We start from the raw sequence: 26,864 nt of genomic DNA, 5'->3' as shown, positions 1-26,864 counted from the left end.
TCAGCGCGTCGCGGCACCGACCGTATCGTTACCGACTCGTGCTGCCGCATCGGTACCGACTCGTGCTGCCGCATCGGTGTCGACTCGCGCTGCCGCGTCGCGGACCGAGTCGTCGATGGTCGACCCTGCGCCCCCGACTCGGTACGACGCTCCGCGGTGGTTGTCCGGAAGCAGATCACCTCGTCCGAACAGCTTGTTGCGCAACGTCCCCGGCACGTACTCCCGCTCGTAGGCACCTCGCCGCTCCAGCGCGGGCACCACATGGGTGATGACGTCGGAGAAGGTGCCGGGCGTCACGGCGTACGCGAGGTTGAAGCCGTCGACGTCGGTTTCGGCGGCCCATTCGAGCAGGGCTGAAGCCACCTCGTCGCCGGACCCGATCAGCACGGGCCCCATACCGCCGATGCCACCCCACGCCGCGATGTCGCGCACCCGCCACTGCTCGCCGGTGTCGGATGCCTGCTGGAAGGCGGCCACCGCGGACTGGATTGCGTTGCTCGCCACGTTGCCGATCGGTTCGTCGAGGTCATACGACGCGAGGTCGATACCCATCCAGCCCGACATGAACACCAGTGAGCCCTCGTCGCTGGCCAGTCGCTGGTATTCGGTGGCCTTGGCGCGTGCGGCCTCCGGCGTGGCGTCGGTGATGATCGTCAGGAGCGTGTAGATCCGTGCGTCGTAGGGATCGCGACCCGCGATAACGAGTTCCTCGCGGATCTTGGCGACGGTCTCGCGCAGGATCTGCTTGGTGGGAGCCGCGACGAAGATGGCTTCGGCATTCTGCGCAGCGAAGCGTCGTCCGCGAGGTGAGGCTCCGGCCTGGTAGATGACGGGTGAGCCCTGCGGCGACGGCTCCGACAAATGGATGCCCGGCACGGTGAAGTGCTTACCGCGGTGTCCGACGTGGTGGACTTTCGACGGGTCGGCGAACACACCGGAGCTGCGGTCGCGGAGTACCGCGTCGCGCTCCCACGAGCCCTCCCAGAGTTTGTAGAGCACGGTCAAGTACTCGTCGGCGTGGTCGTAGCGGTCGTTGTGCGCGAGCTGATCGTCGTCGCCCATGTTGCGCGCGGCCGACGGCAGGTAGCCGGTCACCACGTTCCAGCCGATCCTGCCCTTGGTGAGATGGTCCAGCGTCGACAATCGGCGCGCGAACGGATACGGATGCTCGAATCCGGTGCCCGTCGTGATCCCGAAGCCGAGGTGCTGCGTCGCATGCGCCATGGCCGACACCAGCAGCAGCGGGTCGTTGACGGGGATCTGCGCGCCCTGCCTGATCGCGGCTTCGTCGGTGCCCGCGTAGACGTCGTAGGTGCCGAGTACGTCGGCGATGAACAGGCCGTCGAATCCGCCTGTTTCCAGCAGTCGGGAAAGCTCGACCCAGTAGTCGAGGGTGTTGTAGTCCCACGATCGGTCAGCGGGGTGACGCCAGAGGCCGGGGGATTGGTGCGCGACGCAGTTCATGTCGAATGCGTTGAACCGGATGGGTCGCGCTGCGGTCGATCGCGAACTCGGGGCGGAAGGGTGATGGCTGTCAGACACTCGGCCGATCGTCCGGCGTGACGCCGGGTTACGCCAGGTTTGTGCGCACCGCGGGCCAAAGGGGTACGAATGAGTGGCATGAATGCCTCGGAAGTTCTCCTCGACGGATTGAGCCGCATCAAGGACGGGGTCCACGGTGTCCTCGACGGAATCGACGAAGAGCGGCTGGGCCTCACGGTGGCGCCGGGGGCCAACACCATAGCCTGGCTGATCTGGCACCTCACGCGAGTCCAGGACGCGCAGATCGCCGACGTCGCAGGCTTCGATCAGGTCTGGACCAGAGATGGGTGGTACGAGAGTTTTGCTCTGCCGTTCGGCAAGGAGGCCACCGGCTATGGGCAGTCGCCCGAGGAGACGCGACGCGTAGTAGCCGAACCCGACCAGCTGCTCGGCTACTACGACGCCACACACGACGCATCGGTCGCCTACCTCGCGACGCTCGACGATGCCGACCTCGACCGTATCGTGGACGATCGCTGGGACCCTCCCGTTACGCTCGGTGTGCGCCTGGTCAGCATCGTCGACGACGACGCGAAGCACCTCGGGCAGGCTGCCTACCTTCGAGGGCTACACCTGTAGCACCGCCCGGCGCTGGCGGTCATAGGTGAGTGAAAGACGTTCTGGCTCAGGGCTTCCAGCAGCCCTTGAGGGTTTGGAAGTCGCCCGCGAACGAGGTTCCACCGGTGCAGGTGGGTCCGTTCTTACCGTCGACCACCACGGTGGCGCCCGGCCCGGCGATGCCGATCGCGAGTCCCGGCTTGATACCGGTCATCGTCACGGAAGCCTTGGGGCCCAACGCAATTGCCGCAGGACCGGCATAGTGGTCTGCCTTCGACGACGCCGTACCGCCGTTGTCGACGACCGCCAAGCTCAGTCCTGTTGGGCCGGAATCCGCTGTGCAGCCAGGCATTGTCGAACTCTGTCCCGGCAGGGCCGGACAGATCGTCGGTGCGGCAGCGGCGTCGGGTGCCGCGGCGAATGCGATTGCTCCCGCGCCTGCTGTTGCGACCAGTGCACCCAATGCGATTCGGGCTGTGTTCCGCATGTGAAGCTCCTTGTATCGGTAGATGAAGTATGTCGGTGGACGAGCATCAGCGATTCGGAGCAGGTGCGGGCCGCGGATGGGAACCGACGCGCAGAAAACTGCGCCCCCTGTGGCCTCCGTATGTACCGGTACATGCGAGAGGCGCGGGAGCTGCAACTTTCTGCGGGAAAGAAGTGTCAGATCCAGCCGCGATCGCGCGCGATGTGCGCGGCCTCGCCGCGCGTGCTCGCGCCGGTCTTCCCGATGGCCGACGACAGGTGGTTGCGCACGGTGCCTGCGGAGAGATGAACCTGCGCCGCGATCGTTGCGACCGTCGCGCCCGACATCGCTGCGCGCAGCACATCGGTTTCGCGCGCAGTCAACGGATTCTCGCCGCTGGCAAGACTTTCCGTCGCGAGCGTCGGGTCGACGACGCGCAGTCCCGCGTGCACACGTCTGACGGCATCGGCGAGTTGGGCAGCGGGGGTGTCCTTCACGACGAATCCCGATGCTCCCGCGTCGATCGCGCGACGGAGGTAACCCGGACGGCCGAACGTGGTCACGATCAGCGAACGCACCTGCGGAAGTTGTGTGCGTATCGCCGCAGCGGCCTCGATGCCGTCGGCTCCGGGCATCTCGATGTCGAGTAGGCAGACCTGCGCGTCGGATGCGCGGGCGGCCTCGACCACCTCGTCGCCTCGGCCGACCTGGGCGACCACGTCGAGGTCGGGTTCGAGGTCGAGCAGTGCGGCCAGCGCGCCCCGGACGAGCGCCTGGTCGTCGGCGAGGAGTAGTCGGATCGAGTCGGTCATGAGATCTGCACCCGCACTGTCGTTCCCGTCGAATCAGAGTCGAAGTGCACTGTGCCGCCTGCGGATTCGACGCGCTCACGAAGACCGCGCAATCCGTTACCGTGCTCGGCGTCGCCGAGACCGCGTCCGTCGTCGTGAACCGACATCGACGATCCGTCGATCAGCACCTCGCAGTGCTGTGCTCCGCTGTGTCTGACGACGTTGGTGACGGCCTCGCGCAATACCCAGGCGAAGAGTTCGGCGTGGAGAGTTTCGACGGTCGGCTCAGGCAACGTTGCCACGATGTCCGCCGCGTGCAACGCGCTGTCGACGCCTGCGATGGTGTCGGGCAGATCCGGTGTGCGTATGCGTCCGACGGTCGTGCGCACCTGCGCGAGCGCGTCGCGGGTCAACTGATTGACCTCACCCAGTTCTCGCTGCGCACGTTCTGGGTCGAGCTCGATGAGCCGCTGTGCGAGTTCGGTTTTCACACTGATGACCGTCAACGAGTGGCCGAGGATGTCGTGGACGTCGCGGGCGACGCGCTCGCGTTCCGCGACGACGGCCAGTCGTGCGTTGAGTTCTCGTCGACGCTCCTCCTCGCGTTCGCGCTCGCCCTCGCGCACCGCGACGAATCGAAATCCGAGCATGGTCAGTCCGACGGCAAGCAGGACGAGCACGATGCTGGCATCGGTGTGCCACCCGAACAGGCGGGGGAGGGCAACCGAGGCGACAACGACGGCGGCGACGCAGATCAGTGCCCATCGCGTCGGAAAGCAGAACGCGGCGACGACCATCAGGAATGGCGCTGCGCCGAAGGCGTTCTCGTCGATGATCGGGAACAGCCCGACCATGAGGAGCACGAGAAGTACGAACAAGGGGACGCCGCGCAGATCGGTCTCTGCCGTGCCGGTGAGCAGGTACACGCTCGCCAACAGGTAGGACAGCGCGAACAGGGTCAGGAGGGTGAATCCGATCGCCTTCGTCGCGGTGGAATGGTCGGAGGTCGCGACGGCGCCGATGGGGTATGCGAGAAAAATGAGCCAGACAGCGGTGAACACCCAGCGCAGATTGCGCCAGGGTGTCACCGCGCCGGCCGAGCCGAACCACCGTGCCATCACGCACTCCCGATCGTCATGGGCGGTGTTCTCCTGCTGGTCCGTCGTTGGTCTCGCGCACTCACTGGCGCTGTGTACTGCGACTGTAGAAGACCGCGGCAGCGACCGAGAACACTGCGGCCCAGATGACCAGATTGGCGACCGCGACCCAGAGTCCGATATGCGTCCCGTACACCGTCACGCCGTGGTCGAGGGGGTAGCGCGCCAGGGTCACCACTCCGAACATCGGGGTGAACTGGGAGATGGTCAGCATGGTTCCCTTGAGCGGAACGAAGACGTTGCCTGCGAAGGCGAGGAGCGCCAGTACGCCACCCATCACCTGCATCGCCCCGTCGGACCGCATGAGGCTGCCCACTGCGAGGCCGAACGCCGCGAACACCGACGCCCCGATCCATCCGAGCAGGAGGCATGCGATCCAGATGCCGAAGGGTGCGTGCGCACCGGTGGCGATTCCGGCGATGCAGAGCACCGCGATCGGCAGTGCCCCCATCGCGAGGGCCACACCGATTTTCGTTGCCACGTAACCCGCGGGTTGCAGCGGCGTCATCATGAGCGTTCGCGTCCACCCTGCTTGTTGCTCGATCGCCACCGACGCGGCATTCGTGGCTGCAGCGAGGATCGCCCCGTAGACGGCCATACCGATGAGAACGTAGAAGGCGACGTTGCCGGATCCCACTGCATCGCTTGTCGTCTGGGTTGCTCCGAAGACGAGGTAGAGCAGGGCGGGCATCACGACTGTGAAGATCATCGCGCGACGATTGCGCATGACACGACGGATGTCGAGGCGGAGATAGGTGGGTGAGGCGAAGAACCCCCGAAGGGAGTCCGACGCCGTCGTGGTCGGTGCGTCGGCGGTATTCACGTTCATGGTGGTCGAGCCTTTCGGTGTGCGGGGGTGTGCTGGTCAGTCGGTGGTGAGCGCGATGAAGGCGTCTTCGAGGTTGTGGGTCGCCACCTCGAGCTCGCGTGCGTCGGTCGTGGTCAGAAGACACCGCGCGAGGGCATCGGAATCGTTGGCGGACAGATACGTTCGTCCACCCCGGCGCTCGACCACCTCGAGATCGGGAATCGCCGCACCGACGGCGGCAATGGCGGTGTCGTCGATGATCGCCGACACCACACGTCGACTTGCGACGTTGCGGATCTCGGCCGTCGAACCGTCGGCGACGACGCGTCCGTGCGAGACCATCACGATGCGGTCAGCGAAGTCGTCGGCCTCTTCGAGATAGTGGGTGGCGAAGACGACGGTGCGGCCTGCGCCGGCATCGGCACGAATCGCCGACCAGAAGGCACGTCGTGACTCCACGTCCATTCCGGCCGTCGGCTCGTCGAGCACGATGAGGTCGGGATCGGGCAGCGTCGCCAACGCGAACTTGAGACGTTGCTGCTCGCCACCCGAGCATCGGGAAACCTTGCGCCCGGCGATCTCCGCGATGCCTGCACGTGCCATCGCCGATTCGACGTCGCGCGTGCGCCCGTGCAGATCCGCGATGATTCGCATGGTCTCTTCGACTGTGAAGTCGGGGAGCAGACCGCCGCTCTGCAGAACCGCGGCGACGCGGCCGGTCCGCGCGGCCTTCCTGGCCGACAGGCCATACACCTCGACGGTGCCCGAATCCGGTTGTGTCAGACCGAGAACCATGTCGAGTGTCGTGGTCTTACCTGCTCCGTTCGGCCCGAGAAAGGCCACGACCTCGCCGGGGCGGATCGTCAGGCTGAGGTCGTCGACGGCGGTGAGCCGCGAACCGTTGCCGCTGCGAAAGGTCTTCGTGACGCCGTCGATGACGAGTGCCGGCGCGGTCTGCGGCGAGCTGGCTGCGCGAATCGCGGTGGAATCGGTGTTGTTCATGACATCAAGACTCGCGCCGCGGGCGCGCCCACACACAGAGCAGATGTCATGTTTCGCCCATGACAAGCGTCATGGGTCGGGTCCGGATGCCCGGGTCAGGAGTCAGCCGACGTGCACGATCGGCCGTCGGCTGATCTCCGGCTCGGCTCGGCGGACGACTTCTCGCGTGACCGCCGCGACTTCGCCTTCGCCGATGAACAAGAACCGGAGGAGGTTGAGCAGCGGGTTGGTCTCGCTCCACTCGAAGTACACGTTGGGAACGATTCCGGTCTGTTCGCGGATGGCCAATAACGTGGCCGCGATCGTATTGGGCACCGCAGCCGAATCAACCCAGAGGATCCGGTATCCACCTTCGCGGTAGCGTCCGTGAATCAGGAGGTCGGTGGCGAACTCCGACGAGTCGGTCACGTTCACTTCGAGAAACACGATCTGATCGGCGTCGGGAATGTGGCTTTCGGCGCGTTGCTGCAGTTCTTTGTCGTGGTATTCGTGCAGCGACCGTTCGTCGGGGTCGTGGGTGACGATTTGTATCTCCCCGGAAGCCGCAGCCTCGTCGATGATGCGTTGTGCTGTCTCGTCGAAAGTGATGATGCCACTTCGCAATTCAAACGATCGGTTGATTCGGGAAGCAAACGACACGATCAGGATCGCCGCGATGAAGAATGCGGCCACCTGCACACCTTCGGGGCGTTCGATGATATTCGCGACGGTGGTGTAGATGAAGATCACCGAAATCGTGGTGAACATCAGCGTCAGTCGTCGGATCCTGCGTTTGCGCACTGAGAGCGTGACGGCGATGGCCGCGGACGTCATCAGAACCAGCACGCCGGTGGCGTATGCGCCGCCCTGTTTGTCGACGTTGGCGTCGAAATAGATGGTGACGCCGAAGGCGATGAGTGCGAAGACGACGACCAGCGGGCGGGTGGCGCGCGCCCAGTCCGGAGCCATGCCGTAGCGCGGCAGGTAGCGCGGCACCAGGTTGAGCAGACCGGCCATGGCCGACGCCCCGGCGAACCAGAGGATAAGGATGGTGCTGATGTCGTAGACGGTGCCGAAACCGCTGCCGAGGTAGTCGTGTCCGAGGTAGGCGAGCGCACGACCGTTGGCTTTGCCGCCGGGCTGGAACTCGTTCTCGGGTATCAGGATGGTGCACACCAGACTGCTCGAGATGAGAAAGACACTCATGATCAGTGCCGATGTGGTGAGGAGGCGTCGAGTGCCACGAATGCGGGTGATCGGATGATCGGGTGGATCGGCCGGTGAGCCGTCGACCTGCGGCATGACCGCGACGCCCGTCTCGAAGCCCGACAATCCCAGCGCCAGCTTGGGAAACACGAGGACGGCGATCGCTGCCACCATCCACGGATTGCCGTGCTCGGTGAACATCGCCGACTGCCAGTCGATGACGAGATGTGGAGCTTCGACGATGTGCCACAGCGCGGTCGCGATCACGACAACGTTGAGACTCAAATACACGACGACCAGGACGACCGCGATGGTGATCGCCTCGGTGAAGCCGCGCAGGAACACCGCGGCGAGCAGCGCGAGCAGGATCAGTGTGATCAGGACCGTGTGGTTGGAGAAGCCGCGTGGGACAAGGGGATTCTCGACGAAGTGGGCGGTCGCGTCCGCGGCCGACAACGTCATCGTGATCAGGAAGTCGGTTGCCGCGAAGCCGAGGAGGACGAGAACGAAGATCTTTCCGCCCCACTTGGGGAGAAGCCGTTCGAGCATCGCGATCGAGCCCTCGCCCTTGGGCGATTTTGCCGCGACGTACCGGTAGACGGGGAGCGCCCCGAACAGTGTCAGTGCGACCAACACCAGCGTCGCCACCGGGGCAACGGTTCCGGCTGCGAGTGCGGCGATACCCGGCTGATAACCAAGCGTCGAGAAATAGTCGACGCCGGTCAGGCACATGACCTGCCACCACCGGTGCGTATGCGATTCTTCGCTCGGAATGCGGTGCGGCCCCATGAGGCCGGCGGGCTCCGGTGAGATATCGGAGAGCAGCCACTGCCGCATTCGGTGGTCGGAAACGTCGGAACTCACTCGGAAACACTAACCGGACGAACCGTGATTTGGTGTAGCGAAGCTTGTCCGGATTCGTGTCGATCGCGTGACGCCGCATTTGTCCGATATTCGATAGTGCAAACGGTACAAAACGAAAGATCCTGTCGCACAACGGATTCAAAGATTACAAATTGGTCAACACGCCGCCCTGTGGCCGTTTTTCGTTCACGTTTTGTTCTCCGTCATCTCAGTACAGTTCGCGCGGAGTTGCCGCTGGGGCGACGACCGGCGCAGCGCGCGGATCGAGCGAGCGAGCCGAGCAATGAATTCATCTTGAGGGGACTACATGACCACCAACGAGTCACGGATGCGACGGGGTGCCGTTGGCGCACTGGCCATCGGTGCCGTCGCGACCGCCGTCGGCATGGCCGCGGCTCCCGCACACGGCGACGCCTTCGTTCGTTTGCCGGGAGGAACGGCTACCGGAGACGGACTGACGCTCACCCGCACCACTGAATCTGCGCAGATTTCGCCCTCTCTCGCGGCAAATGGCCTCGGCCGCACCGCGTGGGTGAGCGGAAGCGTCGTCCTCAAGGCGCCGGGACTGAAAGACGCCAAGGCGGGACCGAACAACGGTGTCGGTTCGAACGGCGAGGCCACCTACCCGGGCACGGGCGGCGTGTCGACGGATGGCGCCGCGGCGACGCTCTCGGTGGGCTACATCGTCGGTTGCCAGGTGAACGTCGGATCGATGACGGTCGGCGCCACCGGGACACTGAACCTGCTGAGCGCCGGCGCGGTATCGGGTTCGGGCAGCCTCAGCATTCCGCTGACGCCCGGTCAGGTGGTGTTTGCCCAGCTCGATTACAAGGACATCGAGAAGAAGGGCACGTACTACTTCAATTGGGACCGCACGCAGTTGAACATCAACAATTGCGCCGGTTACGCGCAGGCCCGCTCGTACGCGGTCGTGGAGACCACCGGCAGCGATCACCAGAAGGTCAACCTCTACGGCAAGCCCTTCTCGATCGGCTGACCGCTCTCATCACGACCACAACCATTTGAGGGAAAAAATGAACATCAGTTTGAAGCGGCTCGTCACCATCGGCGCGCCCGCGGCATTCACCACCGTCGCCGCCCTGATGGCACCGGCCATCGCACACGCCGACGTCCACGTCGCACTTCCGTCACAGACCGACCAGCAGACCCTCGGCGACGGCACCGTTGTGTCGGTGACCCGTACCAACGAGACGGCCAACATCAACCCGTCGCTCGGCGGAACGCCGCTGCACCGCAACGCATGGGTGTCGGCTACCTACGCAGTCAAGACCAGCAAGGACGCCAAGAACATCAAGATCAGGGCGGGTTACATCGTTGGCTGCCAGGTCAACATCTCCGGTGTCAGCGGTAGCGGCAACGGTGCTGCATCCGGCAAGCCGGGTCCGAATATCGACAGCCCGCCCGCAATCAGTTCGGCAACGACGGGCGCCGGAACTTCGCTGTCGGTCGGTCCGGGCCAGGCTGTCGCCTATTACGTGAACACTGTCGAGTCCGCCGACGACTTCGGCAACCAGAAGCTGAGCAACAAGGTCGGGTACAAGGCCACCAACCATGCGAAGCTCAGCTATACCAACGAGCAGATCGGGATCAACGGCTGCGCGGGTTACGCGCAGGCTCGTTCGTTTGCCGACGTGTACGTCAACACACCCAACGCAGAACAGATCGTGACGTTCTACGGAAAGCCCTTCAGCCTCGGATAACCTCTCACCCGAGTCTGGATTCGACGACCGCGCGGTGCACCTTCGGCTGGGTGCGCCGCGCGGTCCTTTCTGTCGGCGCGGTCGTAACCGGATCGAATGTCGGTGCTCGCATGCCGTGAGACGATCAGGGTATGGCTGACACGGATGCGCCGCTGACCGATGAGCAACTCGTCACCCCCATCGACGATCAGGATTCGATGACCACCGTCGTCATCGCGTTCGTCGCGAATGTCGCAGTCGCCATTGCCAAGACGATTGCCGCGATCGTCACGGGATCGGCGTCGATGACGGCAGAGGCCATGCACTCCTGGGCGGACTCGGGGAATGAGATCTTTCTGCTCATCGCCGAGCGTCGTGGAAACCGTGGCAGGACAAGAAGTCACCCGTTCGGGCACGGCAGGGAAACCTACATCTGGTCGATGTTCGCGGCGTTCGGATTGTTTGCTGTCGGCGCTGCCGTGTCGGTGGTCAACGGCATCACAGCGCTCGTCCACCCGGAAGAAGACACCAACTATCTCGTCGGCTACATCGTGCTCGCGATCTCCGCAGTGCTGGAAGGTATTTCGTTCATACAGTCGGTGCGCCAGGCCAAGGCGGGCGGGCGTCGGATGTCGATGCACCCGCTGCGCTTCGTCAGCCGGACGTCGAACACCACGCTGCGAGCTGTGTTCGCCGAAGACTTCGCGGCACTCGTCGGACTCGCGATCGCTGCTGCGGGCATGGCGTTGCATCAGATCACCGGCAACGCCGTCTGGGACGCGCTCGGATCGATCCTCGTCGGTCTGCTGTTGGGCTTCATCGCCATCTTCCTCATCCGACGCAACAGCGAGTTCCTGCTCGGCCAGGAGGCCATGGCGCCGATTCGCGACGCCATCCTCCTGCGTTTGCTCGCCATGCCCGATATCGATCGGGTCACCTATCTCCACGCGGAGTACGTCGGTCCGATGGAGTTCTACATGGTCGCCGCCGTCGATATCACCGGAGACCTCGCCGAGCACGACGTCGCCTTCCGGCTGCGCAGGCTCGAAGCGCAGATCGAGACACAGGAGGCCATCGTCGAGGCCGTCCTCACGTTGTCGACCATCGACGAGCCGTCGCTGGTGCCCGCGGGCCAGATCACGCCGTCGGCGTGATGCCTCCCCAGAGCGGACGGCACGCCGGACGGACCCGAGTTTGCGACGCGTAGGTTGAGTTCCATGGACTTGCGAATCTTCACCGAACCTCAGCAGGGCGCCACTTACGAGACGCTGCTGCGCGTCGCGCGGGCGAGCGAAGACCTCGGCTACGACGCATTCTTCCGATCCGACCACTACCTGGCGATGAACACCGAGGGACTCCCGGGGCCGACTGATGCGTGGCTCACGCTGGCTGCGCTCGGTCGGGAGACCTCGACGATCCGCCTCGGCACGCTGGTGACGTCGGCGACGTTCCGCCACCCCGGTCAGCTCGCGATCCAGGTTGCGCAGGCGGACGAAATGAGCGGCGGCCGAATCGAATTCGGACTCGGTGCGGGATGGTTCGCCGAGGAGCACGAGGCGTACGCGATCCCGTTCCCGCCGCTCGGGGAACGCTTCGAGAAGCTGACAGAGAACCTCGAGATCATCACCGGACTGTGGTCGACGCCGGTCGGCGATCTTTTCGACTACCGCGGCAAGCACTTTCAGATCAGCAACTCGCCCGCGCTGCCCAAGCCGTCGCAGTCACCGCGACCCCCGATCATCATCGGCGGCATGGGCAGGAAGCGCACCCCCGCGTTGGCCGCGCAGTTTGCCGACGAGTTCAACGTGCCGTTCGCGAAGACCGACGTCGTCGCAGCGCAATTCGACGTCGTGCGCGATGCGTGCACGGCGGCGGGTCGCGGACCCGACGAACTCACGTATTCGGCGGCGTTGACGATCTGCGTGGGCACAAGCGATGCAGACGTCACACGACGGGCCGACGCAATCGGGCGCGAGGTCGGCGAACTCCGGGAAAACGGTCTCGCGGGTACGCCCGATCAGGTGGTCGAGAAGATCGAGTCGTACCGGGCCATCGGGGTCACCAGGTTGTACCTGCAAATGCTCGACCTCGACGATCTCGATCATCTCGAGCTGGTCTCCTCGGCGGTTGCGCCGCAACTCTGATCGCGTGCTGTGACCGCTGGTTGAGCGGTCAGGCGTGCGCGGCGTCGAACGACGTGTGCATCTCCCAGAAGAGGATCTCGGCCGGCGCGTCTGCGGTGACGGTCAGTGCGGCGGTGCCTGTGGTGCGTAGCGCGTCGCCCTCGTCGAGGGTGAGGTGATCGTCGGGTGTCTCGTGGTCGGGTAGGCCGGACACCGTGACGGTGCCGGAGACCACGAACAGGTGCCCGAACGGTGCGGGCGGCAGGGTGACCTGGCGGTCGGGGAGTAGGCGCGCGGCGTGCAGTGCGACGTAACCGTTGCCGATCTCCAGCGCCTGCCCACTCGCGTCGCGGTCGAGTCCCGACACGATGGTGACCAGCTCGCCGTCGGCCAGCGCTTCGTTGACGTCTGCTTCCGCGTAACTCGGTGTGCCGCCCGAATACTCGGGTGCGATCCACATCTGCACGACGCGCAACCGCTGGTTCTCGGCACGCGTCGACGCGTTGCGCTCGGAATGCCTGATTCCCGATCCCGCCGACATCCGCTGCACGACGCCGGGTGTGAGAACACCTTCGCTTCCTTGCGAGTCCCTGTGGTGCAGAGCGCCTTCGACGACCCACGTCACGATCTCTGCGTCGCGATGCTGGTGGGTGTCGAAACCCGCGCCCGCGTCGACGATGTCGTCGTTGTGGACCAGCAGCATTCCGTGCGCGTTGGCTGCCAGGTCGAAACTGCCGGTGGCAGGAAACGATTGCCGTGAGTCGATGGCCTCGTCGTTCCACATATGGCGGTCGGCCGCGCGGATGAGGCGCCAGCTCGTGGCGTCGGTGATCTGTGTCTGCGTGTCGGTCATGATCTCGTCATTTCGCTCGGTCAGCGGGTGTACTTGCGATGGTGGACGTTTCGGTGTCGAGATGTTCGGTGAGCGTCGCCATGAGGTCGGCGAGTTCGCTTGCCTGCACGTCGGAGAGTCCGGACGTGAACAGCCTGTCGACGGCCGCGCCGTGATCGCGTGCGGCGGCAGCGAACGCCGAGCGTCCGTCGTCTGTCAGCACCGCGTAGCTACCGCGCTTGTCCTCGGGCGCGGCCTCGCGACGAAGCCACCCGCGCCGGACCATCGCGTCGACCTGGTAGGAGAGGCGCGACGTCGAGAACACCATGCGGTGGGAGAGGTCGCGCATCCGTGCGCGGCCGCCGGGGGATTCGTGGAGGATCAACAGAACGTGGTAGTCCGCCAACGACATTCGGCAGTGTGCACGCAGCTCGTCGTCGAGTGTGGTCTGGAGACGGGCGCTCGTCTCGATGAAGAGTCGCCACGCCTGTGCTTTGGACGCGGCGACCTTCTGGATCGAGTGGTTGACGGTCATCGAATGCTGGTGTGCGGCATGATCGCATCCGGCGGAATGACGCCGAGACGACCGGCCTGGAAGTCTTCGATGGCCTCGATCAGTTGCTCGCGGGTGTTCATCACGAACGGACCGTAGTGCGCGACGGGTTCGCGAATGGGTGCTCCGCCGAGCAGGAGAACCTCGAGGGCGGGACGGTTGCCGTCCTGCCCGGCGTCGGCGGCGACCGTCAGACGGTCACCCTTGCCGAAGACCGCGAGCTGGCCCTGCTCGATCGGACGCGCGTCCGGGCCGACGGTGCCACGCCCGGAGAGGACGTAGGCGAGTGCGTTGAAGTCCTCACGCCACGGCACGGACACCGACGCACCGGGCGCGACGGTCGCGTGCGCCACCGTGATCGGGGTATGCGTGGAACCCGGGCCTGCATGACCGTCGAGCTCGCCCGCGATGATGCGGACGAGTGCGCCGCCGTCGGGGGAGGCGACGAGCGCGACATTCCCGGCTTCGAGGTTCTGGTAGCGCGGAGTGAGGAACTTGTCCTTGGCGGGCAGGTTGACCCATAGCTGGATGCCGTGGAACAAACCGCCGGATTCGACCAGCTCAGCTGGTGGTGTCTCGATGTGCAGAATGCCGGCACCGGCGGTCATCCACTGGGTGGCGCCGTTTTCGATCAAGCCGCCACCACCGGTGGAGTCCTGGTGCTGGAAGCGACCGTCGATGATGTAGGTGACAGTCTCGAAGCCCCGGTGCGGGTGCCAGTCGGTGCCCTTCGGTTCGCCTGGTTCGTAGTCGACCTCGCCCATCTGATCCATGTGGATGAACGGGTCGAGGACTGCGGCTGGAACGCCCGCGAAGGCCCTGACCACGGGGAATCCCTCGCCCTCGTATCCGCGGGGACCACGGGTCAGTGACTTTACGGGCCGTTCGGAGGCCTCGAGCGTCGCCGCGGTGAGGCGGGGCAGAGTTGTGGTGTCGGCGGTGATGGCGGGCATCGGAACCTCCTGGTCGGCTATTTGCTCAAATCTGAGCAACTGGTTCAGTCAACCTGCCGGGGCGCGGCGTTATTCCGACAGTGCTGTCGGGTCTACTTCGCTGTCGGGTCTACTTCGCTGTCGGGTCTACTTCGCCGCGGCGCGGACCAGGTTGCCGCCGATGATGAGACGTTGAATCTCGCTGGTGCCCTCGTACAGCCGGAGCAGGCGCACGTCGCGGTAGATACGTTCGACCGGCACCTCGCGCATGTAGCCGGTTCCGCCGTGGATCTGCACGGCGAGATCGGCGACCTTGCCCACCATCTCGGTGCAGAACAGCTTTGCCGCCGACGGTCCGATGCGTCGGTCCTCGCCGGAGACGTACTTGGCGGCGGCCTCGCGAACCAGCGCGCGGCCGGCCATCACTCCGGTCTGCTGGTCTGCGAGCATCGCCTGCACCAATTGGAAAGAGCCGATGGCCTTTCCGCCCTGCGTGGCGTTGGCGGCATAGGCCACCGACTCGTCGAGCGCACGCTGCGCCTGCCCCACCGACAGGGCGGCGATGTGTACGCGCCCGCGGGCCAGCGAGGTCATCGCAGCCTTGTAGCCCTTCTCCGCATCGCCACCGACGAGCGCGGACGAGGGCACGCGCACCCCGTCGAAGGTGACGTCGGCTGTCCACGCGCCCTCCTGGCCCATCTTGGCGTCTTTACTACCCACCTCGACGCCGGGAGTGTCTGCGGGAACGAGGAATACCGCTATCCCTGTGCCCGACTCATCGGCGGGACGGGTGCGCGCGAAGACGACGAAGAGGTCGGCGATCGGCGCATTGGTGATGAAGCGCTTCTGGCCGTCGATCACCCAGTCCTGCCCGTCGCGGGTTGCCCTGGTGCGCAACCCCGCCGGATTCGAGCCCGCTCCCGGCTCGGTGAGAGCGAACGACGCGACCATCTCGCCCGACGCGATGCGTTCGAGCCACTGCTTCTTCTGCTCGTCGGTGCCGAAGTTGACGAGAACCTGACCGGCGATGCCGTTGTTGGTGCCGAACATCGACCGCAACGCCAAGCTTGTGTACCCGAACTCCATTGCCAGCTCGACGTCTTGCGTCAGGTCCAGTCCGAGTCCGCCCCATTCCTGCGGGATGGCGTATCCGAATAATCCCATCTCCGCGGCCTGTGCACGCAGATCGGCCGGTACCTCGTTGGTCTGCATGATCTCGGTTTCGCGAGGCACGACCTTGGTGCGGATGAAGTCGTGGACTAGTTGGCGGATCTGCTCGAAATCTTCGGCGTCGACCTCGGATGACGGGTTTTCGCTTGCGGTCATGTCTGGAAATTATCAAACGCGGAGACCGCGCCTCCCGCGATCAATGGCGTCGCCTTGGCGAGGGGTCGTCGAGTTCTTGGAAGGAGCGGGGTTCCGGCGCGCGTGAGGCATGTGCTCATGCCACACGCCCGACGGGACACCGTGTAGACCTGATGGAAAGCACTCGGGCACGAGGCCCGACGACACAAGCGGGGGAACCTCAGTGGCAGACACACGGACGATCGTGATCACCGGCGCCAGCGACGGCATAGGAGCTGTCGCCGCACGCGAGCTCGCCGGACCCGACGTCGACCTGATCATTGTCGGACGGTCGGAGGAGAAGACGAAGGCTGTGGCGGCAGAGGTGGGTGCGACGGCGTTCACCGCCGACTATGCGCGCCTCGACGAGGTGCGCGCTCTTGCCGGCGACATCGCCGCACGGGTCGATTCCATCGATGTGCTGCTCAACAACGCGGGCGGCACGTTCTCGCCGGCACAGAAGACCGCGGACGGCCACGAGCCGAACTTCCAGATCAATCACCTCAGCGGGTTTCTCCTGACGAACCTCCTCAGGGAGCAGTTGGCTGCCGACGGCGGCGCGCTGGTGGTCAACACCTCGAGCTTCGGCAACCTGGCCGGCAGCGTGGATCTCACCGACCTGGACTTCGAGCGACGACGCACCATCGAGTTACGGTGCTACGGGACAAGCAAATTGGAGAACATCATGTTCACCAGGGGTATCGCCGATCGATGGCGCGACGACGGGATCGTCTCGGCTGCCGTACACCCCGGTGTGGTCGCCAGCAGCTTCGGTCGGGACTCTGCCTTCGTCGGACTGTTCTACCGCACACCCTTGAAGCGGTTCGGAACGATCACCCCCGAGCAGGGTGCGCAGCCGCTCATCGCACTGGCGCGTCGTGGTGCCGACCCCGAGATCAACGGCGTCTACTTCGACCGTCTCAAGCCCAATGGTCGGGAAAACAAGCAGGCAAGCCGCCGCGACCTCATCGACGGGCTCTGGACGGCATCGGAGAAGTTCGTCGGGGTCGGCGTCTGACGCCGATCGGTGGCTGATGTGCACGGGTAGTGCTTGGCCCGAACTTGCTGATCGGGCCGCGCGGTAAGCAATAATGGCCGAATGGCTGACAGCGCAGACGGCACACCTGGCGTCACGAGCGAAGAGCGCACCTTCTCCGGCAAGCACGGTGAGCAGATCTTCTACACAACCCTCACGCCCGCGAGTCCGCGCGGACTCGTCGTCGTCGCACACGGCCTCGGCGAGCACGGCGGACGCTATGCGCATGTCGCGAAGGTGTTCACCGACGCCGGTTTCTCCGTCGCCATACCTGATCACCTCGGGCACGGCCGGTCCGGTGGAAAACGGTTGCGTATCAAGTCATTCAAGCAATTCAGTGATGATCTCGACACCGTCGTCACGCAGACCGCGATCGACGGACTGCCCACCTATCTGCTCGGACACAGCATGGGCGGCTGCATCGCGCTCGACTACGCACTCGACCATCAGGACAAACTCGACGGACTGATCCTTTCGGGTGCCGCCGTGATGCCCGGCGACGACATGCCGGGCCCGGTCATCGCCGTCTCGCAGGTTCTCGGCAAGGTCGCGCCCTGGCTGCCGACCATCGCGTTGGATTCGACGGCCGTCTCTCGCGATCCCGACGTCGTCGCCGCGTACCAAGCCGACCCGCTGGTGACGCGCGCACGTATTCCGGCGCGGTTGGGCGCGGAGATGCTGTCGACGATGCAGAGCTTCCCCGACCGCGTGGGATCGCTGACGATCCCACTCCTCGTGATGCACGGTTCGGCCGACCGGCTGACCAACCCGGCAGGCAGCGAGATGGTTGAACGCCTCGCAGGCTCCGACGACAAGACACTCGTCATCTTCGATGATCTCTACCACGAGATCTTCAACGAGCCGGAGCAGGACAAGGTGCTCTCAACGACGCTCGGGTGGCTCGAGGGGCACGTCACGCAAGCACAGGGCTAACGCGGCCTCGTCGCCGTGATCTGCTCGACGCCCATGCGACCGTCGCGGAAGGCCATGCGTCCGCCGACGAGGTAGAGCCGCCACACACGGGCCATTTCGTCGCCGACCAGGTCGACGGCGCGTGCCCAGTTCTTCTCGAAGGTGTCGTACCAGACGTCGACGGTCCGAACGTATTGCTCGGCCATCTCCTCGACGTCGTCGACGCGGAGTCCGGCATCGGTCAGGTACTGCACGGTTCGGTCGACGGGGCGCATGTACATGTCGGGTGCGATGAACGACTCGATGAACGGGCCGCCGCCGGGATGCTTACCCTCGGGGCGTGACATCTGCTGGATGCACACACGTCCACCGGGAATGACCTTGTCGCGCAACACCTGTGCGTATGTTGCATAGTTCTGCTCGCCGACGTGCTCGCCCATCTCCAGCGACGCCACGGCGTCGAAAGGAGGGTCGGGGATCTCGCGATAGTCCTGCACGCGGATCTCGACGCGGTCGGCCAGACCGCGCTGCGCGATGCGCTCGTCGATGAATGCCTTCTGTTCGCGCGAGATGGTCACGCCGACCACTCGTGCGTCGAAATGCTCTGCCGCATAGAGCGATAGCGAGCCCCACCCGCACCCGATGTCCAGGAATCGCTGTCCGGCAGCCGAATCCAGGCCCACCTTGCGGCAGACGCGATCGAGTTTGTCCGCCTGTGCGTCGGCGAGCGTGTACTCGGGATTGTCCGACGTCCAGTAGGCGCTCGAGTACGCCATGTGCTCGTCGAGGATCAGCTCGTAGAAGTCGTTCGACAGGTCGTAGTGGTGGCTGATCGCGGCGCGGTCGCGAGCGCGGGAGTGCAGACGGCCCCGCACCCGTGCCTGGCTGGCGGGTGGAGCTTTGGGGAGGCCGAGAAGTCGGTAGCGGAGAGCCAGTCGCGCGACGTCGAAAAGGACACGCGGCGAGGGTCGGATACCGGAGAGTCCGCGAGCAGCGGCGACCTCCCACACGTGGGTGAGGGCGTCGTCGAGATCGTCGACAACGTCGAGTTCGCCGGTGACGTACGCCTGGGCTGCACCGAGTTCGCCTGGATGCCAGATGATTCGACGGAGCGCATCGGCACTGTAGATGGCAACGTGGGGAGCGTTGTCCGGGCCGACGACGCTGCCGTCCCACGCGGTGAGATGTACTGGGATCTCACCGCCGATGTGGTGTTCGATCACGTCGGCGATGTCACGGGCAACGGTCATCTGGGCTCCTCGCGGGGTCGACCTAATGTGCGACTGTCACCGAGTCTTCGTTACCCACAGCGTATCCGGATGGGCATGTGTGACCCATCCGGATACGCAGGCTCAGGCGTCGTAGCCCAAGAGCGACTTCACCTCGAGGAACTCGTCGAATGCGTAGTCGCTCCACTCGCGGCCGTTGCCGCTCTGCTTGTAGCCGCCGAACGGTGCCGACGGATCGAGTTGCGCTCCGTTGAGGGAGATCGATCCGGCGCGGATACGTTCGCCGATCCGACGTACCTCGTCGAGATCCTTGCCCGAGACGTATCCCGCGAGGCCGTACTCGGTGTCGTTGGCGATCTCGAGGGCCTCGTCGATGTCGTCGTAGCCGATGACGACCAGCACGGGCCCGAACACCTCGGTCTGCGCGATCTCCATGTCGTTGGTCACGCCGGAGAAGACGGTCGGACGCACGTAGTAGCCGGTCGGCAGATCGTCCGGCCTACCGGCACCACCGATGACCGGGGTCGCGCCGTCGTCGATTGCGCGCTCGATGAGCCCCTGGATCTTCTCGAACTGCGGCTCCGAGACGACCGGGCCGAGACGCACCTTGCTCGTCGGATCTCCCACTGTCAGTGAGGGTTCGACCGACTTCACGGCCTCGACGACGTCGTCGAGGCGTGAGTTGGGGACCAGCATGCGGGTGGGTGCGTTGCAGGACTGTCCGGAGTTGAGCATGACCGACGCGACGCCGCCTGCGACGTTCTGTGCGAGGTCGTCGTCGTCGAGGATGATGTTGGGGCTCTTGCCGCCCAGTTCCTGCGCGACGCGTTTGACGGTCGGCGCCGCGGTGCGCGCGACCTCGATACCCGCACGGGTGCTGCCGGTGAAGGAGATCATGTCGATGCCGGGGTGGGCCGCCAACGCCGACCCGACGCCGGGTCCGTCACCGTTGACCAGATTGAAGACGCCCGCGGGAACGCCTGCGGCGTCGAAGATCTCGGCGACGATCGCGGCCGAGAAGGGCGCGACCTCGGAAGGCTTCAGCACCATCGTGCAGCCGGTGGCCAACGCGGGTGCCACCTTGCACATGACCTGATTGAGCGGCCAGTTCCACGGCGTGATGAATCCGCAGACACCGATGGGCTCTTTGACGATTCGAGAGGTTCGACGATCCTCCGCGAAGCGGTACTCGGGCAGCGCCGCCGCGGCGGTCATGAGGTGTCCGAGACCGATCGGTACCTGTGCGGCCTGCGCCAATCCCGCGGGAGCACCCATCTCCTCGGTGACGGCGTCGGCGAGGTCGTCTGCGCGCTTCTGATACTCGGCGATGATGGCGTTGAGTACGGCGAGCCTGTCGTCGACGGAGCTGCGCCCCCACGTAGCGAAGGCGCGTCGCGCTGCGCTCACGGCGGCGTCGACGTCTGCGGCCGTGCCCAGAGCCACGTGGCCCGCGGCTTTCTCGGTCGCCGGGTTGATCACGTCGATGAGGTTCAACTCGGTGGGCTCCACCCACTGACCGTCGACGTAGAACTTGGTGATCTCGCGCATCGCTTCTCCTCCTGTGGTGCTGTGTGACCCAAGTTACGCTCGCCGTCGTTGAGTGACGCAAGGCGTCTCTCCGTCGGTCTCCCGCGATCGCTGTTCTCACAATGAGACATAGCAACCGTTCCACGGTGTTGCGAGGCCGACCTAGGCTGGATGCATGATCCACATCGTCGCCAAATGGCAGATCAAGCCCGAGTACGCAGATCAGTGGCCCGACCTGGTTGCCGAGTTCACCGAGGCAACACGATCGGAGCCCGGCAACAAATGGTTCACGTGGTCACGCAGCCTCGACGACCCCAACGAGTACGTCCTGATCGAGGCCTTTGACGACGACGCCGCCGTCGCTCACGTCTCGAGCGATCACTTCAAGAAGGCGACCGCCGACCTCCCGCAGTTCCTCGTCGCGACCCCGGCAATCATCAACACCACCGTCGACGCCGACGGCTGGTCGGAACTCGGCGAGATGGCCGTCGACTGACCTGCCCAGTCGGCTGAACGCAGCGCCCACTCGGCTGAACGAGGCGCCCACTCGGCGGGGAAGTGCGGTCGAGTGGGCGCCCCGTGGCGTCGAGTGGGCGCTGTATTTCGTCGAGCGGGCGCCCGTCGCGTCGAGTGTGCGTGCAGGGCCACAAGCACTGCTTGTGACCCCACAATGCTGAGCCGTCTTCCGGCACGTCGGCCGCACGCCGATGCTGGGAATCATGACCGAGATCCTCGACCGTCCGCTGGCCCCCGACGTTCCGTTGAGCCGGTCGTCGGCGAAGCGTCGCGCAGAAGCGTTTGCTCACATCACGCCCAACTGGTTCGCGGCGGTGATGGGTACGGGGATCGTGGCGACGTCGGCGATCAGCGTTGCCGGAGATCTCTCGGCGGTCCGCGGCTTCGCGACGGCGATCTGGTTGCTCGCGGCGGTGCTGCTTGTGGTGATCACCGCGGCTTTCGGTGTGCATTGGGCAAGGCATCCGAAGCAGGCACGACGCTACGCCGCCGACCCCGTGATGGTTCAGTTCTACGGCGCGATCCCGATGGCGCTGCTGACCGTCGGAGCGGGCACCATCACTGTCGGGTCGTCGATCCTCGGGACTGACGCGGCGGTCGTCGTCGACGCGGCGCTGTGGTCGGTCGGGACTCTCCTGGGGCTCGGGACGGCGATCGCCGTGCCGTTTCTCATGATGACGCGCCATCGACGACGCTCCGATCTCGTCGCGCTACCCGCATGGCTGATGCCGGTCGTCCCGCCGATGGTGTCGGCGACGACGGGCGCGCTGCTGGTCGACCACGTTCCGGCCGGGCAGTGGCGAGTGGGCTTTCTGCTGTTGTGCTACTTGCTGTTCGGACTCAGCTTGTTTCTGGGGCTGATCACGCTCTCGATGATCTATGGTCGCCTGGTTCACGGGACCGTGCCCACCGGGTGTGCGACGCCGACGATCTGGATCACGCTCGGCGTCATAGGTCAATCCGTCACGGCCGCGAATTCACTTGCCGCTCATGCCGACTCCGCACTCGCCTGGCATTCGTCCGATTCCCACACCATCGCAACGGGTCTGCGGGTCTTCGGTATCGGTTACGGGGTCGCGGCGACGGGCTTGGGCGTGGTGATGTTCGCGCTCGCCACTGCTGTCACCGTGCACAACATTCGTCGTTCGATGCCGTTCGCGTTGACGTGGTGGAGCTTCACCTTTCCGATCGGCACCTGCGTGACCGGCCTGGCAGCACTGGGAACAGCGTTGGACTCCACCATGTTTCGCATTGCCGCGGCGTTGCTTCTCGGCGTTCTCGTCACCGCATGGACGACCGTGTTCACGCGGACCGTCGCGGCGGTTCTCGACGGACGTCTACCGGCAGCAGCGTGAGCGTGTCAGACGATGCCGCTCGGCGACCTACGAGTGCCGGGCTGCTGACGCGGCATGCTGTTGGGCGGCACCGGGTATGGCTTGCCGTACCCGGCCGTACCCGCAGCGATGTTGGGGCCGCATTTCAGCAGGGCGTTCTGCGCCTTGGGATTCGGGTCGCCGAGGCGGGGTCGCGCGGAGTTCGGTCGATGGGCGAAATCGAACGCCGTCGTCATGTCGCCGACGGTTTGCCTGCGCCACGCGGTCAGGTTCGGGACGTCGACGCCGAAGCGCTTCTCGATGAGTCGCAATTGCGAAGTGTGGTCGAAGGTTTCGCGCGCGACGAGTCCACCACGACTGTAGGGGGAGATCACGAAGCACGGCACGCGGTAGCCGAGTCCGATCGGCCCGCGGATGCCTTTCGACGACGAGACTTTGCCGATGTTGGGCACGCTGACGTACTCGCCTTTGGTGCCGGGGGGAGCTGTCGGCGGGACGACGTGGTCGAAGAAGCCGCCGTTCTCGTCGTAGCTGATGATCAGCGCGGTCTTCTCCCAGACAGCGGGATTCGACGTCAGGATGTCGAGCAGTTGCACAATGCCCACAGCGCCCAAAGCCGCGGGTAGCGCGGGATGTTCGCATTCCATCGCCGGCGGGACGACCCACGACACCTTGGGTAGCCGGTTGGCTGCGACGTCGGCGCGGAAGTCGTTCGGGTAGGTCGGGTCGATACCGCGTCGAGCCAGCTCCGAGTTGGGATTCTGCGCCTGCTTGAAACAGCCCATCATGCCGTCGAGGACAACCGACGAGACCGGTCCGAGGTCTTTGTTGTTGTAGATCTTCCAGCTCACGCCCGCGTCTCTGAGGTTCTCCGGCATGGTGCGCCAGCTATAGGCGAATTTGGGTATGAGCGTTGGTGTTTCGAGAAGTGGGCCACCGTGCGTGCCCTCGGGGTCGAGCGTTGCGCTCATCCAGTACAGTCGATTGGGGTCGGTGGGTCCGAGTACCGAACAGTGGTAGGCATCGCAGATGGTGAACGCCTCGGCGAGCGTGCGGTGGACGGGGATGTCCTCACGCTCGTAGTAGCCCATGAGGGCAGGCGCGTTGGCCGGGCCGACCGAATCGATCGACATCGGGAGCCAACCGTCGTTGCGGCCGCCGTTCCAGGCGTGGTGGAGCCCCGCCCATGAATGATCGGGGTCGTTGATGCACTCGCCGTCGAGGTTGGCGTCGTTCTCGGTGTCGAGGCGGAACGGCATCGTGTATCCCGACTTGGTCGGTCCGACGCCGGGTGCCCAGCCGCGTTGACGCCACAGCGGCGTCGACTCGCCGAATCCACGAACACCCGAGTAGGTGCCGAAGTAGTGATCGAAACTCCGGTTCTCCTGCATGAACAGCACGATGTGCTCGATGTCGTCGAGCGACCCGGTGCCCGCAGGGTCGGCCTGGGCGTAGGCCTTGTCGATGATCGGTGCTGCCCATGACGTGAGCAGTGCGCCGCCGCCGACCGCGGCAACTCTCGACAAGAACTCGCGACGACTCAAACCACCGAACGGCGTCTCTGACATACACACCCCTGACCAGGTCGATTCCACCGTCGGGTCAACGGGCTGCGTCCCCCGGCGGCAGAGCGTAACCGCCGAAGTCTAAACCCGCTCGGTGACAACCGTTGAGTGTTCGTGCATACGCAGGGCGTCGACCAGGTGGACAGTGGGTTGGCCGTCAGTGGATGCTGCTCATGACCGCGACGACGACGCCGGCCACCACCAGGACCCCGACGAATATCGCCATCGCGATGGCGAGGCGTCGACGCTTGCGGTTGACCGCATTGATGCCCACGCCGATCCCGATGAGAATGGCCGCCGAGTAAAGCGCGATGGCGAGCGTGAGCACTGCCACCTCGCTCTGATCTGCTGCCAGGATCAGGGCACTCGGCGAAGGCGTCATGCCTTCGAGTACATCATTCGAGTGGAATCCCTCAGCGGACAGGCACCACGGTGGTGTTCCCGAGTTGTGTGAAGCCCGCCCGGTTGTACCCGCGATCGACGACCGGTTTCCACGTGGCGTTGCCCTGCTCGGCGAGCTTGCTGAGACCTCTGTTGCGCATCCGTTCGTAGCGCGGGAGGTAGCTGGTCGGCACGAGAACAAACGTGTAGTTGCCCGTCCGCTTCACGAGATTCGACGACGCGTTCGGGTCGACGCCGGTGTAGTACGGGTGAATCGACGTGTAGCCGTCTTGCGAGGTCGCCACGGCGAGTGTGTTGCCGACGTCGTTCGGGTAGTCGGACATGCCGTCGTACTCACGGCTGATGTCGACGGTCGTGTACTTCGTGTACGGCGTCGGGGTCCCGGTCTTCTGCAGCGTGTTACGCCCATTGAGTGGGTGCTGCGGATTGCCGAGCAACACGAAGTACATGTCCGACGCCGCCGGCGAAGTCGCGCTTCCCGCATAGCGTTTGAGCCATTCTGACGCGACGAGAGCGCCCTGCGAGAATCCCATCACGGCCTTCTTGCCCGGTGTCGCGGCGATCGCGGCAGACAACGCCGAGACCCCGCTGTTGATGACCGAACTCAACCATCCCGACGTCTGATACGACACCGATTTGCACGTGTTGGGCGCCTTGCACATGACCCCCTGCAGCTCGGTGGACATCGGCGCCGACACCACATTCGGATTCGGTCCGACGGTGAGAACCGTGACCCCCGTGTCAGCTTTCGCTGTGGCGGTGCCGAACCAGATGCCCGGCACCACGACGCATAGAGCGCAAAAGAACACGACAAACTTCGAGCGCATAGCGATTTCCCCCCTGGAAATGTCAGATCGCGCGTGGGACGTTCGAGATGTTATGTCGTCGGAGGGGCCGGCAGCGTTACCCCGACGGTGTGGTCACCGTCGTAGTTGTTGTCGTCGTTGCCGACTCGGGAGTCGTCGACTGTGCCGGCGTGGAGGTGTTCGGGCTCGATTCGGTGGACCCTGACGGGGCCGGGGTAGTGGTCGTCGTGGTCTCCTCGGAGGGAGTGCCCGTCGTCGATTCGGTTGTGGACGCAGAAGATTCGGCGGACTCCGATGCCGAGGCCGGCGTCGAGGTAGACGGAGAGCTGCTTGCACTCGACGACTCACTTGCCGCCAGCGCCGCGAGCACAGCCGGGGTTTGTACCGGCTTCGCCGCCGCGACACGCGCGGCTGCGGTTGCCTTAGCCACGCCGTCGGGTTCCGGCGATCCGGCAGCACTGACGAGCTGAGTCTTCGCGGTCACCGCAGGTGTCTTGTTGAGTGCGGTCAAGACGTCGTTCTTGCCCGCTCCGAGACCGCGATCCCAGTTGGCCCAGTTGTGGACTCCGTAGTTCGGAAGCGAGATCACCGACACTCCGGCCTGTGCGAGCTGCAACTGCATGAGCACCGTCGACACGGCCGACAGGATTTCCAACGCGATGGCGTTGATCAGATCCGACTGCGAGAGCTTCGCCATGTCGGCGGGACTCGGAAAGCCGCTCCCGGACGAGATGATCAGGGTCTGACCGTTTTGCTTGAGCTTGTCGATGTTCTTCGACGGATCGTTCGCGGTCCACCGTGCGCTTCCCGGCGCGCCCCACATGTTGACGATCCCGTTGGTGTAGTTGGAGACGAGTGTCTGCGTCGCCAGCACTCCGAGCGCGCCGATCGGATTGTCGGTTTGGTAGTAGCCCGACATCGCCTGCACGACCTTGAACTGCTCGGGATGCCGCTCGGCGAGCGTGACTGCGGGCCCAGCGGACATCGACAGCCCGACAATCGCGTTGTTCGACCGGCTCACGCCGAAGTTGGTGGCGAGGTATGCGGGCAGTTCGTCGGTGAGGAAGGTCTCCTGCTTGATGGTGACGTTCTTGTCGCCTGCTCCGGCGTCCCAGTCGGTGTAGAACGATGACGCCCCGCCGGCGGGCATGACCAACGTCGTGTCGCTCTTACCGTCGTACACCTTGGCGGCCTGGACATCGGTGGTCCACGCGGAGCGGTCGTCGCGGGCACGCATGCCGTCGAGCAGGTACACGCCCTTGTTGCTGCCGTTCGACGCTCGGATCTGCACGACGATCCACTTGTTTTGTGACTTCGACCAAACTTTGCAGTTCTGGACGTAGTTTCCCGACGAGTCCCACTTGCAGCCGTCACGCAGGACCTCGGGGTGTCCGACGAGCGCCGACGCGCGGTCGTCCTTGCCGATCACCGCACTCAGACCCAGGAGGGCTGCCGTCAGCGTGAGCACCGTGGCGAGGCCGACGAGCCTGCGTCGGATTCGGCGTGGACCAGGGGTTTGGTGCCCCGGAGGCGTCGGCTCGTCGGCAAGTGAGGCGTCGTAGCTGATCCACTGATCGCGAGGATCGCCGGCAGCGGATTCGGGTGAAATGGGCATGAGTCTCCTGCGGTGTACGGACCCCGATGTGTTAGTGGTCGTTCTGCGGGCAGCGACTGTTACAT

Annotated in this window: 26 protein-coding genes; 9 read left to right on the top strand and 17 right to left on the bottom strand. The window is 64.9% G+C overall.

Going from position 1 to position 26,864, the window contains the following annotated elements:
• A complete protein-coding gene (locus tag ABW18_RS14800) occupies positions 1-1,464 on the bottom strand; it encodes an LLM class flavin-dependent oxidoreductase (protein WP_235434405.1) in 1,464 nt (487 codons plus the stop codon).
• Positions 1,465-1,620: 156 nt separating this feature from the next.
• Here ABW18_RS14800 and ABW18_RS14795 point away from each other — a divergent pair, with 156 nt between their 5' ends.
• The gene (locus ABW18_RS14795; protein ID WP_049699716.1) at positions 1,621-2,121 is read left to right on the top strand and encodes a mycothiol transferase; all 501 of its coding nucleotides are present in this window, start codon (positions 1,621-1,623) and stop codon (positions 2,119-2,121) included.
• A gap of 46 nt (positions 2,122-2,167) precedes the next feature.
• Here the strand turns inward: ABW18_RS14795 and ABW18_RS14790 are convergent, their stop codons facing one another.
• The 6 genes from ABW18_RS14790 to ABW18_RS14765 form a co-directional block, all read right to left on the bottom strand.
• Positions 2,168-2,587 carry a DUF6764 family protein gene (locus tag ABW18_RS14790; protein ID WP_049699715.1) on the bottom strand — a complete coding sequence of 140 codons (420 nt, stop codon included), beginning with the start codon at positions 2,585-2,587 and terminating at the stop codon, positions 2,168-2,170.
• A gap of 176 nt (positions 2,588-2,763) precedes the next feature.
• The gene (locus tag ABW18_RS14785; RefSeq protein ID WP_049699714.1) at positions 2,764-3,378 is read right to left on the bottom strand and encodes a response regulator transcription factor; all 615 of its coding nucleotides are present in this window, start codon (positions 3,376-3,378) and stop codon (positions 2,764-2,766) included.
• Complete coding sequence (locus ABW18_RS14780) at positions 3,375-4,475, bottom strand: sensor histidine kinase (protein WP_049699713.1); 1,101 nt, start codon at positions 4,473-4,475, stop codon at positions 3,375-3,377. The genes ABW18_RS14785 and ABW18_RS14780 overlap by 4 nt, the downstream gene beginning before the upstream one ends.
• 61 nt (positions 4,476-4,536) lie before the next feature.
• The gene (locus tag ABW18_RS14775; RefSeq protein WP_049699712.1) at positions 4,537-5,343 is read right to left on the bottom strand and encodes an ABC transporter permease; all 807 of its coding nucleotides are present in this window, start codon (positions 5,341-5,343) and stop codon (positions 4,537-4,539) included.
• A gap of 36 nt (positions 5,344-5,379) precedes the next feature.
• On the bottom strand, positions 5,380-6,324 hold the full coding sequence (locus ABW18_RS14770; protein WP_049699711.1) for an ABC transporter ATP-binding protein: 945 nt from the start codon (positions 6,322-6,324) through the stop codon (positions 5,380-5,382).
• Between the two features lie 102 nt (positions 6,325-6,426).
• The gene (locus tag ABW18_RS14765; protein WP_083444421.1) at positions 6,427-8,298 is read right to left on the bottom strand and encodes an APC family permease; all 1,872 of its coding nucleotides are present in this window, start codon (positions 8,296-8,298) and stop codon (positions 6,427-6,429) included.
• 382 nt (positions 8,299-8,680) lie between these two features.
• On the opposite strand from ABW18_RS14765, the gene ABW18_RS14760 reads away from it, so the two are divergent.
• The 4 genes from ABW18_RS14760 to ABW18_RS14745 all read left to right on the top strand — a co-directional run bounded on the left by ABW18_RS14760 (position 8,681) and on the right by ABW18_RS14745 (position 12,217).
• On the top strand, positions 8,681-9,370 hold the full coding sequence (locus ABW18_RS14760; protein ID WP_049699709.1) for an MspA family porin: 690 nt from the start codon (positions 8,681-8,683) through the stop codon (positions 9,368-9,370).
• Positions 9,371-9,407: 37 nt separating this feature from the next.
• Positions 9,408-10,094, top strand: a complete 687-nt coding sequence (locus ABW18_RS14755) for an MspA family porin (RefSeq protein WP_049699708.1) — start codon at positions 9,408-9,410, stop codon at positions 10,092-10,094.
• A 131-nt stretch (positions 10,095-10,225) separates the two neighbouring features.
• Positions 10,226-11,227 (top strand): cation diffusion facilitator family transporter, encoded by a 1,002-nt coding sequence (locus ABW18_RS14750; RefSeq protein WP_049699707.1) that lies wholly within the window; start codon positions 10,226-10,228, stop codon positions 11,225-11,227.
• A gap of 63 nt (positions 11,228-11,290) precedes the next feature.
• A complete protein-coding gene (locus tag ABW18_RS14745) occupies positions 11,291-12,217 on the top strand; it encodes an LLM class F420-dependent oxidoreductase (RefSeq protein WP_049699706.1) in 927 nt (308 codons plus the stop codon).
• Positions 12,218-12,245: 28 nt separating this feature from the next.
• Here the strand turns inward: ABW18_RS14745 and ABW18_RS14740 are convergent, their stop codons facing one another.
• The 4 genes from ABW18_RS14740 to ABW18_RS14725 form a co-directional block, all read right to left on the bottom strand.
• Positions 12,246-13,049, bottom strand: coding sequence for a pirin family protein (locus tag ABW18_RS14740; protein WP_049699705.1), 804 nt, complete (start codon positions 13,047-13,049; stop codon positions 12,246-12,248).
• A gap of 7 nt (positions 13,050-13,056) precedes the next feature.
• Positions 13,057-13,563 (bottom strand): MarR family winged helix-turn-helix transcriptional regulator, encoded by a 507-nt coding sequence (locus ABW18_RS14735; RefSeq protein ID WP_049699704.1) that lies wholly within the window; start codon positions 13,561-13,563, stop codon positions 13,057-13,059.
• A complete protein-coding gene (locus ABW18_RS14730) occupies positions 13,560-14,534 on the bottom strand; it encodes a pirin family protein (protein WP_049699703.1) in 975 nt (324 codons plus the stop codon). The genes ABW18_RS14735 and ABW18_RS14730 overlap by 4 nt, the downstream gene beginning before the upstream one ends.
• Positions 14,535-14,660: 126 nt before the next feature.
• The gene (locus ABW18_RS14725) at positions 14,661-15,839 is read right to left on the bottom strand and encodes an acyl-CoA dehydrogenase family protein (protein ID WP_049699702.1); all 1,179 of its coding nucleotides are present in this window, start codon (positions 15,837-15,839) and stop codon (positions 14,661-14,663) included.
• Between the two features lie 202 nt (positions 15,840-16,041).
• Between ABW18_RS14725 and ABW18_RS14720 the strand changes: the two genes are divergently transcribed.
• Positions 16,042-16,875, top strand: a complete 834-nt coding sequence (locus ABW18_RS14720; protein ID WP_049699701.1) for an SDR family NAD(P)-dependent oxidoreductase — start codon at positions 16,042-16,044, stop codon at positions 16,873-16,875.
• Positions 16,876-16,956: 81 nt separating this feature from the next.
• Positions 16,957-17,826: an alpha/beta hydrolase gene (locus ABW18_RS14715; protein ID WP_049699700.1), complete on the top strand. Its 870-nt coding sequence runs from the start codon at positions 16,957-16,959 to the stop codon at positions 17,824-17,826.
• Here the strand turns inward: ABW18_RS14715 and ABW18_RS14710 are convergent.
• The gene (locus ABW18_RS14710; protein ID WP_049699699.1) at positions 17,823-19,055 is read right to left on the bottom strand and encodes an SAM-dependent methyltransferase; all 1,233 of its coding nucleotides are present in this window, start codon (positions 19,053-19,055) and stop codon (positions 17,823-17,825) included. The genes ABW18_RS14715 and ABW18_RS14710 overlap by 4 nt on opposite strands.
• Positions 19,056-19,157: 102 nt before the next feature.
• Complete coding sequence (locus tag ABW18_RS14705; RefSeq protein ID WP_049699698.1) at positions 19,158-20,582, bottom strand: aldehyde dehydrogenase family protein; 1,425 nt, start codon at positions 20,580-20,582, stop codon at positions 19,158-19,160.
• 154 nt (positions 20,583-20,736) lie between these two features.
• Here ABW18_RS14705 and ABW18_RS14700 point away from each other — a divergent pair, with 154 nt between their 5' ends.
• Both ABW18_RS14700 and ABW18_RS14695 read left to right on the top strand, forming a co-directional pair.
• Positions 20,737-21,057, top strand: coding sequence for a putative quinol monooxygenase (locus ABW18_RS14700; protein ID WP_049699697.1), 321 nt, complete (start codon positions 20,737-20,739; stop codon positions 21,055-21,057).
• A 223-nt stretch (positions 21,058-21,280) separates the two neighbouring features.
• A complete protein-coding gene (locus ABW18_RS14695; protein WP_049699830.1) occupies positions 21,281-22,432 on the top strand; it encodes a TDT family transporter in 1,152 nt (383 codons plus the stop codon).
• 5 nt (positions 22,433-22,437) lie between these two features.
• Here the strand turns inward: ABW18_RS14695 and ABW18_RS14690 are convergent, their stop codons facing one another.
• The 4 genes from ABW18_RS14690 to ABW18_RS14675 form a co-directional block, all read right to left on the bottom strand.
• Positions 22,438-23,979, bottom strand: coding sequence for a phospholipase C (locus ABW18_RS14690; RefSeq protein WP_049699696.1), 1,542 nt, complete (start codon positions 23,977-23,979; stop codon positions 22,438-22,440).
• A 154-nt stretch (positions 23,980-24,133) separates the two neighbouring features.
• Positions 24,134-24,358, bottom strand: a complete 225-nt coding sequence (locus ABW18_RS14685; protein ID WP_049699695.1) for a hypothetical protein — start codon at positions 24,356-24,358, stop codon at positions 24,134-24,136.
• A 31-nt stretch (positions 24,359-24,389) separates the two neighbouring features.
• Positions 24,390-25,205, bottom strand: coding sequence for a PE-PPE domain-containing protein (locus tag ABW18_RS14680; RefSeq protein WP_083444413.1), 816 nt, complete (start codon positions 25,203-25,205; stop codon positions 24,390-24,392).
• Positions 25,206-25,281: 76 nt separating this feature from the next.
• On the bottom strand, positions 25,282-26,799 hold the full coding sequence (locus ABW18_RS14675; protein WP_049699693.1) for an alpha/beta hydrolase: 1,518 nt from the start codon (positions 26,797-26,799) through the stop codon (positions 25,282-25,284).
• Between the last annotated feature and the right edge of the window lie 65 nt (positions 26,800-26,864).

Origin of the sequence: Gordonia jacobaea, from assembly GCF_001186365.1 — a bacterium.
Classification (GTDB): Bacteria; Actinomycetota; Actinomycetes; order Mycobacteriales; family Mycobacteriaceae; genus Gordonia; species Gordonia jacobaea.
This window is presented reverse-complemented; position numbering and strand designations above follow the sequence as displayed.

Bases quoted from the DNA above. Each gene is read 5' to 3' on its own strand.
- ABW18_RS14770 (WP_049699711.1), bottom strand. From the start codon at position 6,324: ATGAACAACACCGATTCCACCGCGATTCGCGCAGCCAGCTCGCCGCAG.
- ABW18_RS14785 (WP_049699714.1), bottom strand. From the start codon at position 3,378: ATGACCGACTCGATCCGACTACTCCTCGCCGACGACCAGGCGCTCGTC.
- ABW18_RS14680 (WP_083444413.1), bottom strand. From the start codon at position 25,205: ATGCGCTCGAAGTTTGTCGTGTTCTTTTGCGCTCTATGCGTCGTGGTG.
- ABW18_RS14705 (WP_049699698.1), bottom strand. From the start codon at position 20,582: ATGCGCGAGATCACCAAGTTCTACGTCGACGGTCAGTGGGTGGAGCCC.
- ABW18_RS14795 (WP_049699716.1), top strand. From the start codon at position 1,621: ATGAATGCCTCGGAAGTTCTCCTCGACGGATTGAGCCGCATCAAGGAC.
- ABW18_RS14780 (WP_049699713.1), bottom strand. From the start codon at position 4,475: ATGGCACGGTGGTTCGGCTCGGCCGGCGCGGTGACACCCTGGCGCAAT.
- ABW18_RS14700 (WP_049699697.1), top strand. From the start codon at position 20,737: ATGATCCACATCGTCGCCAAATGGCAGATCAAGCCCGAGTACGCAGAT.
- ABW18_RS14710 (WP_049699699.1), bottom strand. From the start codon at position 19,055: ATGACCGTTGCCCGTGACATCGCCGACGTGATCGAACACCACATCGGC.
- ABW18_RS14790 (WP_049699715.1), bottom strand. From the start codon at position 2,587: ATGCGGAACACAGCCCGAATCGCATTGGGTGCACTGGTCGCAACAGCA.
- ABW18_RS14760 (WP_049699709.1), top strand. From the start codon at position 8,681: ATGACCACCAACGAGTCACGGATGCGACGGGGTGCCGTTGGCGCACTG.
- ABW18_RS14800 (WP_235434405.1), bottom strand. From the start codon at position 1,464: ATGAACTGCGTCGCGCACCAATCCCCCGGCCTCTGGCGTCACCCCGCT.
- ABW18_RS14745 (WP_049699706.1), top strand. From the start codon at position 11,291: ATGGACTTGCGAATCTTCACCGAACCTCAGCAGGGCGCCACTTACGAG.
- ABW18_RS14735 (WP_049699704.1), bottom strand. From the start codon at position 13,563: ATGACCGTCAACCACTCGATCCAGAAGGTCGCCGCGTCCAAAGCACAG.
- ABW18_RS14725 (WP_049699702.1), bottom strand. From the start codon at position 15,839: ATGACCGCAAGCGAAAACCCGTCATCCGAGGTCGACGCCGAAGATTTC.
- ABW18_RS14695 (WP_049699830.1), top strand. From the start codon at position 21,281: ATGACCGAGATCCTCGACCGTCCGCTGGCCCCCGACGTTCCGTTGAGC.
- ABW18_RS14765 (WP_083444421.1), bottom strand. From the start codon at position 8,298: ATGGGGCCGCACCGCATTCCGAGCGAAGAATCGCATACGCACCGGTGG.
- ABW18_RS14740 (WP_049699705.1), bottom strand. From the start codon at position 13,049: ATGACCGACACGCAGACACAGATCACCGACGCCACGAGCTGGCGCCTC.
- ABW18_RS14730 (WP_049699703.1), bottom strand. From the start codon at position 14,534: ATGCCCGCCATCACCGCCGACACCACAACTCTGCCCCGCCTCACCGCG.
- ABW18_RS14675 (WP_049699693.1), bottom strand. From the start codon at position 26,799: ATGCCCATTTCACCCGAATCCGCTGCCGGCGATCCTCGCGATCAGTGG.
- ABW18_RS14685 (WP_049699695.1), bottom strand. From the start codon at position 24,358: ATGACGCCTTCGCCGAGTGCCCTGATCCTGGCAGCAGATCAGAGCGAG.
- ABW18_RS14775 (WP_049699712.1), bottom strand. From the start codon at position 5,343: ATGAACGTGAATACCGCCGACGCACCGACCACGACGGCGTCGGACTCC.
- ABW18_RS14690 (WP_049699696.1), bottom strand. From the start codon at position 23,979: ATGTCAGAGACGCCGTTCGGTGGTTTGAGTCGTCGCGAGTTCTTGTCG.
- ABW18_RS14755 (WP_049699708.1), top strand. From the start codon at position 9,408: ATGAACATCAGTTTGAAGCGGCTCGTCACCATCGGCGCGCCCGCGGCA.
- ABW18_RS14715 (WP_049699700.1), top strand. From the start codon at position 16,957: ATGGCTGACAGCGCAGACGGCACACCTGGCGTCACGAGCGAAGAGCGC.
- ABW18_RS14750 (WP_049699707.1), top strand. From the start codon at position 10,226: ATGGCTGACACGGATGCGCCGCTGACCGATGAGCAACTCGTCACCCCC.